This window comes from Aquabacterium sp. (assembly GCF_041915145.1).
Classification (GTDB): Bacteria; Pseudomonadota; Gammaproteobacteria; order Burkholderiales; family Burkholderiaceae_C; genus Aquabacterium.
Window position 1 is genome coordinate 13987 of record NZ_JAYSBZ010000025.1, and the last position, 16314, is coordinate 30300.

The window sequence follows — 16314 nt, forward strand, 5'->3', positions numbered from 1 at the left end:
TAGCGGCAAATGCCGGGGTGGGGTCAAGCGCCCTTGTCGCGAGTGGGGAGCGGCATGCTCGACGGCGGCGAGCTCTTGGTCGCACAGCGTGCGCAGATGCACGACAAGCCCCGCTGGGCAGTCGGCACTCGGCTCAAGGCGTCGGGAGCGAACTGAACCGCCTGACACCAGCAGGCGCCATCAGGCTCCGCCGAGTGGTCGGGCTGGGCCGCGCGGGCGCACTGGTTGGGTTGCCCGCAGATCGGGCACAGGTGAGTCACCGGCGAATCACCGGCAAACGCGCGCCGCGTCGCAAGGCGGCACTCAAAGGTAGTAGACCATGTAGGCCTTGTCGAAGTACTCGGCTCCCCTGGGCCCATCGATGCGGATGGCGCGTGGCAGCAGGCCGTAGCGCTGAAAGCCGGCATGCTGGTAGAGCTTGACGGCGTAGGTGCTGCTCACCGAGACCGTGAGCGCGAGCATTTCCAGCCCGGTGGCGGCGCTGGCCTGGTCGATGCAACTTTGCAGCAGGGCGCGACCAATGCCTCGCCCGCCGTGGCTGGGGCGCACCAGCATGCTGGAGAGGTTGGCGATGTGGCGCAGCTTGTGCAGCGACTCTCGCTCCAGGCTGACGGCACCCACCAGCAGATCGCCCTCGAAGGCGCCGAGCAAGAAGGTGCCGCCCAGGGGGTCGGACAGGCCCAGGCGCACGATGTAGCTCTCGGGCGAGAGCGCGTGCTCGGTTTCGACGTCCGAGGCAAAGGCATCGGGGTGGCGGGCCAAGCCGTCGTCCCGCAAGGCTTTGTAGGCGGCCAAGTCGGCGGGGCCGAGTCGGCGCAGGACCGACGTCCGTGGTTCTGGCGCGTTCATGCGTTGAGTTGTTCAGGCGTGTTGAAGTTGCGGAAGGCGTCGGCGTCGTCAAACAAAACTTCGCAAGCTTGCCACCGCGCCAGGCATCCGTCCAGCTTTCGGTTGCCGGCGCCTAGATAGTCAGTCAGGTCATCAGCCAGGCTGGCGTGCAGCAGGCACATCGCCGGTTGACGACGTCCGTTGGCCACGGCGAGAGCCGCGCGTGCCTGGTCTTGAGCGGCCGCTTGCGCCAAGCGGGCCACCAGATCGAGCGGCAGATGCGGGGTGTCGCACGGCACCACTGCAAGGTAGGGCGTGGCGCAACGCCGCAACCCAGCCAGCATACCCGCGAGGGGGCCGGGGTAGTCGGGCAGAGTGTCGGGGCAGACAGTAGCGGTGTAGACCGAGCCCAGCGCTTCATAGGTGTCGAGGTGGCGGTTGGCGCTCACCAGCATCCGAGCCACCTGTGGAGACAGGCGATGCAGCACGTGGGCAACGAGAGGCTGGCCTCGATACGGCATCAGGCCTTTGTCTTGTCCGCCCATGCGAGAGCCCTGGCCACCGGCCAGCACCAGGCCGGTGATGTCGGCGCGCTTGATCATGGATTGGGTTGCTGGGGCTTCGCGGAGGGCTCAGCCGCCGATGAAGCTCATTTCGATCTTGCGGGTGGTGGTGCGCGTGGCCTGCCCACGCAACTGCGAGTAGCGGTCGCTGCGCTGGGACCAGGTGCCGGTGACGGCTCGTGCCAGCAGGCCATCGTCTGCGCCGTCGCGCAGCAGGGTGCGCAGGTCGTAGCCTTGGTCGGCGAAAAGGCACAGATAGAGTTGCCCGTCAGTGGACAGGCGGGCGCGGTTGCAGTCGCCACAGAACGCGCGGGTCACGCTCGACACCACGCCGATCGAGCCCGAGCCGTCGGCGTAGCAATAGCGTTGGGCGGTTTCGCCGATGCGCGGGTGCGCCACGGGCAGCAGCGGGTGCTCGGCGTGGATGCGGCGCGCGATTTCGTCGGACGGCAGCACGTCGTCGAGGCGCCAGCCGTTGGTCGAACCGACATCCATGAATTCGATGAAACGCAATTCGATGTCGGTGCCGCGGAAGTGGCGCGCCATCGGCAGGATCTGCTGCTCGTTCACGCTGCGCTGCACCACCATGTTGACCTTGAGCGGCGCCAAGCCCGCGTTCTGCGCCGCCTCGATGCCGGCTAGCACGTCCGCCACCGGGAAGTCGGCGTCATTCATGCGGCGGAAGATGGCGTCGTCGAGCGCGTCCAGGCTCACGGTGACGCGTTGCAGACCTGCATCCTTGAGTGATTGCGCCTTTCGAGCCAACAGTGAGCCATTGGTCGTCAGCGTGAGTTCGGGGGGCTGTCCGTCGAGCGTGCGCAACTCGGCGAGCATCGCCACCAGGCGTTCGAGATCCTTGCGCATCAGCGGTTCGCCGCCGGTGAGCCGCAGTTTTCGCACGCCCAGGCTCAGAAACACGCGGGCGGTGCGAGTGATTTCTTCAAAGCTCAGCACTTCGGCGTGCGGCAGGAAGCGGTGGTCGCGATAGACCGCGCGGGGCATGCAGTAGCCGCAACGGAAGTTGCAGCGGTCGGTGACCGAGATGCGCAGGTCGTGCAGGGGGCGGTGCAGGGTGTCGAGCACCGGGCTGGCCGTCGTGAGCGCCGCCGGGGCCATCACGGGGAGGCGACGTTGCTGGTCGCGCTGCCGCTCGTCGACCAGCGGAATGACGAAGGGGACATTGCGCTCACTCATAGGCTCGATTGTGCCCGGCGACAGTGCCCTGAAACTTGTCGAGGATTAGGAATTGGGGTCGGCCAGAAGGACTATGCCGACCCAGTTAGCGGACGGAAGGCGCTTCTGTCGAAGCGGTAGCCACGCCGGACTTGGCGGGCTGGGTCACGCGGCGTGCGCCATTGAAGCGCTGCGTCCAGTAGGCCAGGCGCATGTCCTCGATGCGTACTTCGCCGCCTGCGCGGGGCGAGTGGATGAACTTGTCGTCGCCCACGTAGATGCCAACGTGCGAGAACGTGTGGCGCAAGGTGTTGAAAAACACCAGATCACCCGGCTTGAGTTCGTCGCGCGGGATGACGAGCAGACCAGGCGCGCGAGCTTGCTCTTCGGCGCGGCGGGGCAGCACCAAACCGACGCTGTTTTCAAAGATGTAGCGGGTGAAGCCGCTGCAGTCGAAACCGCTTTCGGCCGACTGCCCACCTCGGCGGTAGGGAACGCCCAGGAAGTTCATTGCGGACAGCACCAGATCGGATGCCATGTCGCCGGCTTTGTCGCGCATTTGGCGGGCCATGTCCTTGGCGCCGCTGGCGACCGGCTCGATCAGGCCCTTGTCGAGCAGGAAGCGCGCAACCGGATCACCGGTTGCTTCGCTGCTGGCCGAGGCGGCGGTGGCCGGTGTGGCCGCTACCACCGCACCCGGCGCGGGCTGGGTGGCCGACTGCGCCCAGGCGGAGGTTGTCCAGACCAGCGCCGCCGCAGCCGCAGCCCGCCCAACCAGACGCGACGGCCTGGCCGGCAGGGAGGGGGTGCCACGCGTCAAATGAAAATGCATGGGCGCGAGAGTATGGAAGCCGTTTGGATGCGTCAAGCCGGTGAACCCGTAATAACTGCGTAATACGGCGCGTATTTTGCAGCATTTATCAGGGTATTCATTTGGTAACGATTGGCCGCCAAGTGGGGGTTTTGCTTCGGTGAATATCTCGCGGCATCAGCCGGCATTTTGGGCGGCTGCGATTTGCTCGATTTGGTCGGTGATTTCAAGCCAGCGGGTTTCGAGGGTTTCGATTTCATCGCCCAACTGTTTGAGTTTGCGCCCTTGCTCGGCACGCTCAGCGCCCGTCAGGCTGCCGGACGACAGCGTGGCGGTCAGGGCTTCGGACTCGGACTGCGCTGCCGCGAGCCGGGTTTCGATCTTGCCCATTTCGGATTTCAGAGGCTTGGTCTGCTCGGCCAGGCGCTGACGGGCCTGGGCCTGGGCCTTGCGCTCGTCCTTGCGGTTGCCGCCGTCCGGGGTGGTGCCGCCGCCGTTCGTGGTCGCGGCCGGGGTGGCTTGCCGGGCCTCGGCGGCGGCGCGGGCCTGCTCGCGGGCCTGCTCGCGGGCCTGCTCTTGCAGCCAGCGCTGGTAGTCGTCCAGGTCGCCGTCGAACGGGCGCAGCGCGCCGCCAGCCACCAGCCAGAACTCGTCGCACACCTCGCGCAGCAGGGCGCGGTCGTGGCTGACCAGCATCACCGTGCCCTCGAATTCATTGAGCGCCACGCTGAGCGCTTCACGGGTGGTCAGGTCGAGGTGGTTGGTCGGTTCGTCGAGCAGCAGCAGGTTGGGGCGCTGCCACACCAGCAGCGCCAGCACGAGGCGGGCCTTTTCGCCGCCGGACATCGTGCCGACCGGCTGCGTGGCCATGTCGCCGCTGAAATTGAAGCGGCCGATGAAGTCGCGCAGCTCTTGCTCGCGCGCCTGCGGGCTGACCTGCTTGGCGAGCCGGATCATGTGGGCCAGCGGGCCCTCGTCGGGGCGCAGCACGTCGAGCTCCTGCTGCGCGAAGTAGCCGATCGCCAGGCCCTTGCCCTCGGTGATCTGGCCGGCGAGCGCCGGCTGCACGCCCGCCAGGGTCTTGACCAGGGTGGACTTGCCTTGCCCGTTGGCGCCCAGGATGCCGATGCGCTGACCGGGCAGCACTGAGGCATTGACCTTGTGGACGATGGCGATGTCGCCGGCCTCGCCGCGGTAGCCGCAGGTGATGTCGCGCAAGGCCAGCATCGGGTTGGGCAGACTGGGCGGCGGCTGGAATTCGAAGGAGAACTCCCGCGCGGCCAGTACGGGGGCGAGCTTTTCCATGCGTTCGAGCGCCTTGACCCGGCTTTGCGCCTGCTTGGCCTTGGTGGCCTTGGCTTTGAAGCGGTCGATGAAGCGCGTGAGCTGGGCGATCTTTTCTTGCTGGCGCTCGAAGGCCGACTGCTGCTGGCTCTGGCGCTCGGCGCGCATGAACTCGAACGCGCTGTAGTTGCCGCCATAGCGCGTGAGCGTCTGCTTGTCGAGGTGCAGCGTGACGCGGGTGGTGGCGTCGAGAAACTCGCGGTCGTGGCTGATCACCAGCAGCGTGCCCTCGAAGCGCTTGAGCCAGCCTTCGAGCCAGACGAGGGCGTCCAGGTCCAAGTGGTTGGTGGGTTCGTCGAGCAGCAGCAGGTCGGCCGGACACATCAGCGCGCGGGCCAGCTGCAAGCGCATGCGCCAGCCGCCCGAGAAGCTGTTGACCGGCGCGTCGAGCTGCTCGACCTTGAAGCCCAGGCCCATCAGCAAGGCCTGGGCGCGCGAGCGGGCGTCGAACGCGTTGGCCTCGGCCAGGGCGGTGTGGGCGTCGGCGATGGCGTGGCCGTCGCCGCTTTGCTCGGCACGCGCCAGGGCGGCCTGGGCCTGGGTGAGGCGGGTGTCGCCTTCGATCACGAAGTCGGTCGCGGGCTGGGCCGTTTCGGGCATCGACTGGGCCACCTCGGCCACGCGCCACTGGGCGGGCACCTCGGCGTCGCCGCCATCGGCGTGCAACTGGCCCGTGAGCAGGGCGAACAGCGACGACTTGCCCGCGCCGTTGTGCCCCACCAGGGCGATCTTCTCGCCGGGTTGCAGAGTGAGGGTGACGTTATCGAGGATCACCTTGGCGCCGCGGCGCAGGGTGAGGTTTTTCAGCTGGATCATTTACGGCGCATGAAAAGAGTCGGGCTCGAATCAAAGCGACAGCAAGGCCTGGCGGGTCAGCAGCAGCACCTGGTCGTGGCCGGCGCTGGTGTCCAGCCAATAGGCTTCAAGATGCGAAAAGGCGCGCTCGAAGTGCTCGCGCTCGTTGCCGATCTCGAGCACCAGTACAGCGTCGTCGCTCATGCGCGAGGGGGCGTCGCGCAGCAGTTGGCGAACCAGATTCATGCCGTCGCTGCCGCCGGCCAGGGCCAGCTCAGGTTCGGCGCGGTATTCGTCTGGCAGGGCCGCCATCGACGTGCTGTTGACGTAGGGCGGATTGCACAGGATCAGGTCGTAGCGTTCGTGCAGGGCATCGAGCAGGTTGCTCTGATGCAGGGTGATGCGGTCGGTCAGCGCATGGCGCTCGACATTGATGCGCGCCACGGCCAGCGCGTCTTCGCTGATGTCGGCGGCGTCCACCACCACGTCGGGGTAGGCCATCGCGGCGAGCACGGCCAGGCTGCCATTGCCGGTGCACAGGTCGAGCACCCGGTGGGTTTGCTCGCTCAACCAGCCATCGATGCTGCCGTCAGCCAGCAACTCGGCGATGAACGAGCGCGGCACGATGACGCGCTCATCCACATAGAACGGCACGCCTTGCAGCCACGCTTCATGCGTGAGGTAGGCCGCCGGCTTGCGGGTGCTGATGCGTTGCTCGACAAGGGTGTCGATGGACGCTTGTTCGTCCGGAGTGACCGGGCGGCGCGCTTCGTCGTCCAGCGCGTCGAGGGGTAACTTCAGCGCCCACAGCACGAGCCAGGCGGCTTCGTCGAAGGCGTTGGTGGTGCCGTGGCCGAATGCCACGCCGGCGGCATCCAGGCGCGCGGCCTGCTGTTCGACGCATTCAAGCAAGGGCAACATCGAGTTCACGAGACCAGGCGCTCCAGGGTGAGGCGGTAAATGTCTTTGAGCGGCTCGATGCTGCTCACGTCCACATGCTCGTCGATCTTGTGGATGCTGGCGTTCACCGGGCCGAACTCCACCACTTCCGGGCAGATCTGCGCAATGAAGCGTCCATCCGACGTGCCACCGGACGTCGACAGCTCGGTGCACACGCCCGTCACCTGCTGGATCGCGCCGCTGATGGCTTCGATCAGGGTGCCGGGGCGCGTCAGGAAGGGGCGCCCGCCCAGCGTCCAGGCGAGGTCGTAGCTGAGGCCGTGTGCATCGAGCACCGCATGAACCCGCTGCTGCAGCTGCTCGGGAGTCGACTCGGTCGAGAAGCGGAAGTTGAAGTCGAGCACCAGCTCACCCGGGATCACATTCGTGGCGCCGGTGCCGGCGTGGACGTTCGACACCTGCCAGCTGGTTGGCGGAAAGTGCTCGTTGCCGGCGTCCCAGGTGATCGCGGTGAGCTCGGCCAGGGCCGGCGCAAGCTTGTGGATCGGGTTGTCGGCCAGATGCGGGTAGGCGATGTGGCCCTGCACGCCCTTGACGGTGAGCTTGCCCGACAGCGAGCCGCGCCGACCGTTCTTGATCATGTCGCCCAGTTGGTGCACCGAGGTCGGCTCGCCGACGATGCAGCAATCGAGCCGCTCGCCGCGCTGCTGCAGCCACTCGCACACCTTCACGGTGCCGTCCACCGAGGGGCCTTCTTCGTCGCTGGTCAGCAAGAAGGCGATGGAGCCGGCATGCTGCGGGTGGGCGGCGACGAATTCTTCGACCGCCACCACCATGGCCGCCAGCGAAGTCTTCATGTCGGCCGCGCCACGGCCATAGAGCAGACCGTCGCGATGGCTGGGCACGAAGGGGTCGGACGACCAGCGCTCCAGCGGTCCGGTGGGCACCACGTCGGTGTGACCGGCGAAGACCAGGGTGGTGCCGGCCGCGCCAGCCGTGCCCGTGCGGCGTGCCCACAGATTGGTGACGGGGGCGTTCGCAGGGCCGAAGGTCAGCGTCTCGCAGACAAATCCGAGCGGGGTGAGGCGTTCGGCAATCAGCGGCAGGCAACCCGCGTCGTCGGGGGTGACCGAGGGACGGGCGATCAGGGCCTCGGTCAGGCGCAGGGTCGAATTCATCTTGCAGCACGGCGCCGACGAGGCGCCTCAGGGTCAATAACGCGTGGTGGAGAACCCGCGGTCGTCGGGGCGCACGTCGAGCTGGATCTCGGTGAACGACGGGCCTTCGCTCACGTCTTCCTTCTGCGGCACGATCTTCGATTGCGTCGTGGTGGCGTTTTGCAAGCGCCACATCAGGTTGGTCGGCGAATCGGCGTAGGCCAGGCCCTCGTCGCGGGTGATGTGGCCCTCGGTGATGAGGCGTGCCAGCTCTTGCTCGAAGGTCTGGGAGCCTTCAGCGAGCGACTTGTCCATCGCCTCCTTGATCGAGGTGAAATCACCGCGCTCGATCAACTCGGACACGTGCTTGGTGTTGAGCATCACCTCGACAGCCGGCACGCGACCACCGGCGGTGGAGCGCAGCAGCCGTTGCGAGACCACGGCCTTGAGGCCCGCCGCCAAGTCGCTCAGCAAGGCCGGGCGAGCTTCGGGCGTGTAGAACGACAGGATCCGGCCCAGCGCGTGATAGCTGTTGTTGGCGTGCAGGGTCGACAGCACCAAGTGGCCTGACAGCGCATACGAGATGGCCGAGGTCATGGTTTCGCGGTCGCGGATTTCGCCGATCAGGATGCAGTCAGGCGCCTGGCGCAGCGCGTTCTTCAGGCCGATCTGCAGCGAGTGGGTGTCTCGCCCGACCTCGCGCTGGTTGACCACCGACTTCTTGTTGCTGAACAAGAACTCCATCGGATCTTCGATCGTCAGGATGTGCCCCGTCATGCGCTGGTTGCGGTATTCGAGCATCGACGCCAGCGTCGTGCTCTTGCCGGTGCCGGTGGCGCCGGCCAGCAGGATCAGGCCGCGCTTTTCGAGGATCAGCGTCTGCAGCACCTCGGGCAGGTTGAGCGTGCTGAGCTCGGGGATGTCGGACGGGATGTAGCGGAACACCGCCGCCACCGAACCGCGCTGCTTGAACGCGCTCAGGCGGAAGATCGCGAAGCCGGGCAGCGTGATGCCCATGTTGAGCTCGCCGGTGTCGTCGAGTTCTTCCATCTGCGACGGCGTGAGCATCTCGCTCAGCAGCTGGCGCGGCTGCTGCGGCGTCAGCGACTGGTCGGTCAGCTGCAGCATCTGCCCGTGGATCTTGATGAGGATGGGCGTGTTGGCCGAGAGGAACACGTCGGACGCGCGCTTTTCGACCATCAGCCGGAGCACGCGCTCCATGTTGCCACCGCTCATCAATGCCTCCTTGTATTGGGTTGGTACCGGGCGCTGCGCCCCGATCAGGCGCGCAGCAGATCGTTGATGCTGGTCTTGGCGCGGGTTTGCGCGTCGACTCGCTTGACGATCACGGCGCAATACAGGCTGTACTTGCCATCGGGGCTGGGCAGCGAGCCGCTCACGACCACCGAACCGGCGGGTACTCGACCGTAACTCACTTCGCCCGTGGCGCGGTCGTAAATTTTGGTACTTTGACCGATATACACGCCCATCGAGATGACCGAGTTTTCTTCGACGATCACGCCTTCGACGATTTCGGAGCGCGCGCCGATGAAGCAGTTGTCTTCGATGATGGTCGGGTTGGCCTGCAGCGGTTCGAGCACGCCGCCGATGCCCACGCCGCCCGACAGGTGGACGTTCTTGCCGATCTGGGCGCACGAACCGACGGTGGCCCAGGTATCGACCATCGTGCCCTCACCGACGTAGGCGCCGATGTTTACGTAAGACGGCATCAGGATCACGTTCTTGGCCAGGTGGCTGCCGCGGCGGGCCACGGCCGGCGGCACCACGCGCACGCCCAGGTCGCGGAACTGCTCTTCGGTCAGGCCGCTGAACTTGGTCGGGACCTTGTCGAAGAAGGCCAGCTCGCCCGAGCGCATTTCAACGTTGTCGTTGAGGCGAAAGCTCAGCAGCACGGCCTTCTTGATCCATTGGTGGGTCACCCACTGGCCGTCGATCTTCTCGGCCACGCGCAGCTTGCCCGCGTCCAGGTCGTTCAGCACGTGGCCGACGGCGCCGCGCACTTCGGTGGGCACCGAGCTGGGGTTGAGGCTGGCGCGGTTGTCCCACGCGGCGTCGATGATGGATCGCAGATCTTGGGTCATGCTGAATAACTCTGGATGAAAGAAACGATGCGCCGGGCGGCCTCGACGCATTCGTCGGCGCCCGCTACCAGCGCCATGCGTACGCGGCCGGCGCCGGGGTTGACGCCGTGGGCCTCGCGGGCCAGATAGCTGCCGGGCAGAACCGCCACATTGTATTGAGCCAGCAGATCGCGAGCGAAGGTGGTGTCGGAGCCGCCGCACACGTGGGCCGGCACCTTGGCCCACAGGTAGAACGCGGCATCGGGCAGGGCGACGTCCATGACCTTGCTCAGGGTGGGCGTGACGGTCTCGAATTTGCGACGGTACAGCTCGCGGTTGTCCACCACGTGGGTTTCGTCGCTCCAGGCGGCCACGCTGGCGCGCTGCACGGCCGGGCTCATGGCGCTGCCGTGGTAGGTGCGGTAGAGCAGGAAGGCCTTGAGGATGGCCGCGTCACCCGCCACGAAGCCCGAGCGCATGCCGGGCACGTTCGAGCGCTTCGACAGGCTGGTGAGCATGACGAGGTTCTTGAAGTCGGTGCGCCCCAGCTTGAGCGCGGCCTCGAGCCCGCCGAGCGGCGCTTCGTCGCGGAAGTAGATTTCCGAGTAGCACTCGTCCGAGGCGATCACGAAGCCGTGGCGGTCGCTCAGGGCGAACAGGCGCTCCCACTCGCTCAGCGGCATCACCGCGCCGGTCGGGTTGCCGGGCGAGCAGACGTAGAGCAACTGGGTGCGCGCCCAGGTGGCGTCGTCAATGGCGGACCAGTCGGCCGCGAAGTTGCGGGCGGGGTCGGAGTTGGCAAAGGCCACCGAGGCGCCGCCCAGCAGCGCGGCCCCCTCGTAGATTTGATAGAACGGGTTCGGGCAGACGACCACCGGGCCGCCGCGCTCGGCGTGCTGGGTGGGGTCGATCACGGTTTGCGCCAGCGAGAACAAGGCCTCGCGCGAGCCGTTGACGGGCAGGATCTGCGTGGCCGGGTTGAGCTTGACCTGGTAGCGGCGCTGCACCCAGGCGGCGCAGGCTTCGCGCAGGGCGGGCTCACCGGCCGTGGCAGGGTAGCTGGCCAGGCCGTCGAGCGAGGCGGTGAGCGCGTCGCGGATGAACGGCGGCGTGGGGTGTTTGGGTTCGCCGATACCCAGGCTGATGGGCTGATGGTCTACCGACGGGCTGACGTCTTTGGTGAGCTCTCGCAGCCGCTCGAAAGGGTAGGGCTGCAGCCGGGATAAAAGCGGATTCATGAGGGTGAATTATCTCTGGGTATGCCGCCGGCTGCCGATCAGCATTTCGGATGTGTCGATACCTTGCGGCACGCCGTGCCAGATCGACGAGGGCGGCTCAACCGAGCAGGCCGCGCTCCATGTCGTGCGCCGGCAGGGTCACTGCAGGCTGCGGCTTCCAGCCCTTCTTGCGGTGCTCGACCACCACGTTGGTGTAGATGCCGCCGCGCACGTACCACTTGGCCGTGATGCGCAGGAAGCGCGGCTTGATGGCCTTGACGATGTCATCGAGGATGTCGTTGGTCACCTTTTCGTGGAAGGCGCCCTCGTTGCGGTAGCTCCACATATACATCTTCAGGCTCTTGAGCTCGAGGCAGAGCTCGTCGGCGATGCAGTCGATGGTGAAGTGGGCGAAGTCGGGTTGACCGGTCAGCGGGCAGTGGCAGGTGAACTCGGGCACCTGGAACTGGATCACGTAATCGCGCTTCGGGCTCGGGTTCGGGAAGACATGCAGCTCTTTGCTGGGGGCCGACGGCGGGTTCGGCGGCATGGGGCGCTGCTTGGGAGGGGTGTTTCGTGCCATGACAAAACCAGCCTCGCGTGGCGGGCTGGGTATGAGCGGTTGGGGGAGACCGCAATGCTATCATCTGAAGCCTGTTTATTCCCGCCTTTGAGCGGGAATTTTCATATAAATCAACGACTTAGGCGAGTTGGTTGGCGCTCGGTGCCGTGATGGCCGGGCTGTCGGCCACGCGCGGTCACCTCGGCCTTTCTTGAAGCATGCGCCTGAATTCGATCAAGCTGTCCGGTTTCAAATCGTTCGCCGAACCCACCAACTTCCAGCTGCCCGGGCAGCTCGTCGGCGTGGTGGGCCCCAACGGATGCGGCAAGTCCAACATCATGGACGCCGTGCGCTGGGTGCTGGGCGAGAGCAAGGCCAGCGAGCTGCGTGGCGAGTCGATGCAGGACGTGATCTTCAACGGCTCGGGCAACCGCAAGCCGGCCAGCCGCTCCAGCGTCGAGCTGGTGTTCAGCAATGAAGACTCGCGCGCCGGCGGACAGTGGAACCAGTTCGCCGAGATCGCCGTCAAGCGCGTGCTCACCCGCGACGGCACCAGCAGCTATTTCATCAACAACCAGCCGGTGCGCCGCCGCGACGTGCAAGACGTCTTCCTGGGTACCGGCCTGGGGCCGCGCGCCTACGCCATCATCGGCCAGGGCACCATCAGCCGCATCATCGAATCGAAGCCCGAAGAGCTGCGCCTGTTTCTCGAAGAGGCTGCGGGCGTATCCAAATACAAAGAACGCCGTCGCGAGACCGAGAACCGGCTCAAAGACACGCGCGAAAACCTGACCCGCGTCGAAGACATCCTGCGCGAGCTCAACAACAACCTCGAGAAGCTCGAAAAGCAGGCCGAGGTGGCGGCGCAATACCGTGGTCTGCAAGAAGCCGGCTCGTTGAAGCTGCATCAGCTGTGGTTCTTGAAGCACCGCGACGCGGCAGCCGAAGAAGCCCGCGTCAAGCAGGCCGTGAGCGAGGCCACCAACGCGCTCGAAGGCCGTCTGGCCGAGTTGCGCCACGTCGAGGCCGAGCTCGAACACGTGCGGCAAGACCACTACGCCGCCAGCGACGAGCTGCACGTGGCGCAAGGGGTGTTGTCTGACGCGGCGCTTGAAGTGAGCCGACTCGAAGAGCGCATCCGCTACGTGGTCGAAGGCCGCCAGCGCGTCGAGCAGCGGCTGGCCGAGCTCAAGGGGCAAAACGAGCAGTGGGGTGAGCGCCAGGCCGAAGCGTCTGCCGAGCTCGAAACGATTGCCGAACAGATCGCCGCAGCCGAGGAGCAGGCCGAGATCCTGGCGGCCCAGGCCGAAGAACTCGCCGCCAACCTGCCCAATTTCGAAGACGCCGTGCGGGCGGCGGGCAACCGGGCCAACGAGCAACGCGCGTCGGTGACTCAAGTGCAGCAGCAGATCCAATTGCTGGCCGCCGAGTCGCGCAACATCGACGACCAGATGCGCCAGCTCAACCTGCGCCGTGAACGTCTGGCGACCGAGAAGCAAGGCTTGGCCACGCCCGACGAAGCCCGCCTGGCCGACCTGAAGCAGCAGCTCGAAGCGGCGCAAGAGACGTTGGCGATTGCCGAAGCCCAATTGGCCGACTTGACCGAATCGGTGCCCGCGCTCGACGAAGACCGCCGCACCAAGCAAGACGACGTCAACGCCCAGGCCGCCAAGCAAGCCGACCTGGCCGCGCGGCTCGAAGCCCTGCGCGCCTTGCAAGAAAAAGTGCAGACCGAAGGCAAGCTCAAGCCCTGGCTGGCCAAGCACGGTCTGGACAGTCTGAGCGGGCTGTGGACGCGCATCCACATCGAGCCTGGCTGGGAAAACGCGCTCGAATCGGCGCTGCGCGAGCGGCTCAACGCACTCGAGGTGGGTCGCGTCGAAACGGTCAAGGCCTTCGAGCACGATGCGCCGCCGGCCAAGCTGGCGTTCTACACGGTGCCGTCGGGGGCGGTGGTCAACACGCATCAGACGCTGCCGCGCTTGTCGGATCTGCTGCGCCTGACCGACGCCGGTCTCAAGGCCTTGCTGACGGACTGGCTGGAAGGCGTCTACACCGCCGAGTCCCTGGACGAGGCCCTGGCCAGCCGCAGCAAGCTCACGCATGGCGAGGTCATCATGACCCGCGCGGGCCACGCCGTGAGCCAGTTCGCGGTGAGCTTCTATGCCCCCGACAGCGAACAGGCCGGCATGCTGGCCCGCGCGCAAGAGATCGAGAACCTCGAAAAGCAGCTGCGTGCCCAGGCTTTGATTTCCGAAGACTCGCGCAGCGCCCTGGTGCGCGCCGAGGCAGCCTACACCGATGCGTCGCAGCGTCTGGCTGTGGTGCGGCGCGAAACCAGCGAGCAGCAGGGCCGCGCGCATCAATTGCAGGTTGAGACCTTGCGCCTGACGCAGCAGGCTGAGCAGACCAACACGCGCCGCAGCCAGATCGCCGGCGAAATGGCCGAGATCGACGCGCAGCTTGACGACCTCAACGAGCGCCGCGCCACCGGCGAGGCCCGCTTCGAAGAGCTCGACATCTCGCTGGGCGACGCACAAGAGCGCCACGCCCAGCTCGAAGAGGGCACGATGGAGGCCGAGCGCAAGCTGGCCACGGCCCGCGAGCAAGGCCGGGCGTTGGAGCGCCAGGCGCAAGAGGCGCAGTTCAGCGCCCGCGCGCTGGCCGCACGGCGTGGCGAGTTGCAACGCTCGATCGAGACGGCCGCGCAGCAGGTGCAGGCCAACGAAGCCTCGGCCGAGCAGCTGCGGCAAGAACAGGCGCAGCTCAGCGACGTGGCCGCCCAGGCCGGGCTGGAAGAGGCGTTGGCGATCCGGCTGGAGCGCGAAAGCGCCTTGGCCGCCACGCGGGCTCGCTACGACGACTTGTCGGCCCAATTGCGCCGCGCCGACGAGCAACGCCTGAGCTTCGAGCGCAGCCTCGAGCCGCTGCGCGAGCAGATCACCAAGCTGCAACTCGAAGAGCAGGCGGCCCAGCTGGGCGGCGCGCAATACCTCGAGCAGCTCACCGCAGCCGAGGTCGATCTTGAAGCCCTGGCCCGCAGCGTCGAAGAAGGCAGCGTCAAGCTCTACGGCCTGCAGACCGAGATCGACCGCATCCAGCGCGAGATCAACGCCCTGGGTGCCGTCAACCTGGCGGCGCTCGACGAGCTCACCGCCGCTAGCGAGCGCAAGGGTTTCCTCGATTCGCAGTCGGCCGACCTGAACGACGCCATCAGCACGCTCGAAGACGCGATCCACAAGATCGACCTCGAAACGCGCGACCTGCTGGGCGGCACCTTCAACACCGTCAACGAGCACTTCGGCCGCATGTTCCCCAGCCTGTTCGGCGGCGGGCAGGCCAAGCTCGTGATGACGGGCGACGAAATTCTCGACTCGGGCGTGCAGGTCATGGCGCAGCCGCCGGGCAAGAAGAACAGCACCATCCACCTGCTGTCGGGTGGCGAGAAGGCGCTCACCGCCATCGCGCTGGTGTTTGCCATCTTCCAGCTCAACCCCGCGCCGTTCTGCCTGCTCGACGAAGTGGACGCGCCGCTCGACGATGCCAACACCGAGCGTTACGCGCGGCTGGTCAAGAGCATGTCGGGGGCGACGCAGTTCCTCTTCATTTCGCACAACAAGATCGCCATGGAAATGGCCGAGCAACTCATTGGCGTGACCATGCAAGAGCAGGGCGTGTCACGTATCGTGGCGGTGGACATGGAAGCCGCCCTGAACATGGCCGAAGCGGCCTGAGTTGCACATCAAAGGAATCAAGCGATGAGTAGCGGATCCCTCCAACTGTCGCTCGCGGTACTCGGCGGCTTGGGGCTGGCGGGCCTGGTGGCCTACAACACCTGGACAGCGCGCAAGACCGGCGTGCGCTCGGTCACCACCCCGGCTGATGCCGACGCTCCCCAGGCCAAGCAGCAGCTCGACCCGGTGTTCGACTCGACGGACGAGATCCCGACCGTGCCCAACCCCCTGGCTGCCGAGGACGCGGCTGCCGCGACGGCCGCGCCCGAGCCCCTCGCGGCGCCGGTGGTGCGCCGCTACGTGCCGCGGCTCGACCCGTTGATCGATGCGCTGACCACCTTGGCGCTCGAGTCACCGGTCAGCGGCGAGCAAGCCCTGGCGCACCTGCCCACCACGCGGCGCGCCGGCGGCAAGCCGTTCTTCATCGAAGGGCTCGACACCGAAACCGGCGCCTGGGAGCCCCCGCAAGCCGGGCATCGCTATGGCGAATTCCAGGGCGGCGTGCAACTGGCCAACCGCACCGGTGCGATCAACGAGATCGAGTATTCCGAGTTTGTGCAAAAGCTGCAGGCCTTTGCCGATGCCATTGGCGCGTCGCTCGACTCGCCCGACATGCTTGAGGTGGTTGCACGCGGCCGCGAGCTCGACATCTTTGCCAGCGAGCACGATGCCCAACTGGCGATGCGCCTGGTGGCGCGCACCAGCGCCTGGTCGCCCGGCTACTTGCAGCAACATGCGGCTCGCCACGGCTTCGTGCCTGGCGTGATCCCGGGGCGGCTGGTGCTGCCGGCCCACGAAGAGGGCGCGCCCCCCATCCTCACGCTGACCTTCGACGCGCAAGCCGCGTATGCCGAAGAAGGCAACCAGTCGGCCGTGCGCGAGTTGTCGTTGGCGTTCGACGTGCCACAGACGGCGCCCGAGCATGAGCCCTTTCTGGCGTGGCGCGCGGCGGGCGAGGCGCTGGCTCAGGCGCTGGACGCCCACATCGCCGACGACGCCGGCAACCCGCTGCCGCCGCAGGCTTTCGACTCGATCGGCAAAGAGCTGGCCCGCCTGTACGAGGCCCTGGCCTCGCGCGACTTGGCGGCCGGCTCGCAGGCCGCGCGGCGCCTGTTCTCGTAGTCGGGAGGCGCCATGTCGCAACACGAC

At 66.7% G+C, this 16314-nt stretch carries 14 protein-coding genes; 2 read left to right on the forward strand and 12 right to left on the reverse strand.

The features are described 5' to 3' along the window. Positions 1–23: 23 nt before the first annotated feature. From ACE3SS_RS06700 to queF, 12 genes are all read right to left on the reverse strand, one after another. Positions 24–407 (reverse strand): cysteine-rich CWC family protein, encoded by a 384-nt coding sequence (locus ACE3SS_RS06700; protein WP_374592391.1) that lies wholly within the window; start codon positions 405–407, stop codon positions 24–26. Continuing rightward, the gene (locus ACE3SS_RS06705; protein ID WP_374592392.1) at positions 304–849 is read right to left on the reverse strand and encodes a GNAT family N-acetyltransferase; all 546 of its coding nucleotides are present in this window, start codon (positions 847–849) and stop codon (positions 304–306) included. Before ACE3SS_RS06705 ends, ACE3SS_RS06700 begins: the two co-directional genes overlap by 104 nt. Continuing rightward, positions 846–1430 (reverse strand): molybdenum cofactor guanylyltransferase MobA, encoded by a 585-nt coding sequence (gene mobA / locus ACE3SS_RS06710; protein ID WP_374592393.1) that lies wholly within the window; start codon positions 1428–1430, stop codon positions 846–848. The genes ACE3SS_RS06705 and mobA overlap by 4 nt, the downstream gene beginning before the upstream one ends. 30 nt (positions 1431–1460) lie before the next feature. Beyond that, positions 1461–2585: a GTP 3',8-cyclase MoaA gene (gene moaA / locus ACE3SS_RS06715; RefSeq protein WP_374592394.1), complete on the reverse strand. Its 1125-nt coding sequence runs from the start codon at positions 2583–2585 to the stop codon at positions 1461–1463. A gap of 85 nt (positions 2586–2670) precedes the next feature. Further along, positions 2671–3396, reverse strand: a complete 726-nt coding sequence (locus tag ACE3SS_RS06720) for a C40 family peptidase (RefSeq protein ID WP_374592395.1) — start codon at positions 3394–3396, stop codon at positions 2671–2673. Between the two features lie 156 nt (positions 3397–3552). Continuing rightward, a complete protein-coding gene (locus ACE3SS_RS06725; RefSeq protein ID WP_374592396.1) occupies positions 3553–5535 on the reverse strand; it encodes an ABC-F family ATP-binding cassette domain-containing protein in 1983 nt (660 codons plus the stop codon). Between the two features lie 30 nt (positions 5536–5565). Next, positions 5566–6435: a 50S ribosomal protein L3 N(5)-glutamine methyltransferase gene (gene prmB, locus ACE3SS_RS06730; protein ID WP_374592397.1), complete on the reverse strand. Its 870-nt coding sequence runs from the start codon at positions 6433–6435 to the stop codon at positions 5566–5568. Positions 6436–6440: 5 nt separating this feature from the next. Continuing rightward, complete coding sequence (dapE, locus tag ACE3SS_RS06735) at positions 6441–7592, reverse strand: succinyl-diaminopimelate desuccinylase (RefSeq protein ID WP_374592398.1); 1152 nt, start codon at positions 7590–7592, stop codon at positions 6441–6443. Between the two features lie 33 nt (positions 7593–7625). Further along, a complete protein-coding gene (locus tag ACE3SS_RS06740; RefSeq protein ID WP_374592399.1) occupies positions 7626–8807 on the reverse strand; it encodes a PilT/PilU family type 4a pilus ATPase in 1182 nt (393 codons plus the stop codon). A 44-nt stretch (positions 8808–8851) separates the two neighbouring features. Beyond that, a complete protein-coding gene (gene dapD, locus ACE3SS_RS06745; protein WP_374592400.1) occupies positions 8852–9673 on the reverse strand; it encodes a 2,3,4,5-tetrahydropyridine-2,6-dicarboxylate N-succinyltransferase in 822 nt (273 codons plus the stop codon). Continuing rightward, positions 9670–10890: a succinyldiaminopimelate transaminase gene (gene dapC, locus ACE3SS_RS06750; RefSeq protein ID WP_374592401.1), complete on the reverse strand. Its 1221-nt coding sequence runs from the start codon at positions 10888–10890 to the stop codon at positions 9670–9672. Before dapC ends, dapD begins: the two co-directional genes overlap by 4 nt. A 97-nt stretch (positions 10891–10987) precedes the next feature. Beyond that, positions 10988–11419, reverse strand: a complete 432-nt coding sequence (gene queF, locus ACE3SS_RS06755) for a preQ(1) synthase (RefSeq protein WP_374592402.1) — start codon at positions 11417–11419, stop codon at positions 10988–10990. Positions 11420–11649: 230 nt separating this feature from the next. Here queF and smc point away from each other — a divergent pair, with 230 nt between their 5' ends. Beyond that, positions 11650–15165 (forward strand): chromosome segregation protein SMC, encoded by a 3516-nt coding sequence (gene smc / locus ACE3SS_RS06760; RefSeq protein WP_374592403.1) that lies wholly within the window; start codon positions 11650–11652, stop codon positions 15163–15165. A gap of 24 nt (positions 15166–15189) precedes the next feature. After that, on the forward strand, positions 15190–16287 hold the full coding sequence (locus ACE3SS_RS06765; RefSeq protein ID WP_374592404.1) for a cell division protein FtsZ: 1098 nt from the start codon (positions 15190–15192) through the stop codon (positions 16285–16287). Positions 16288–16314 lie beyond the last annotated feature (27 nt).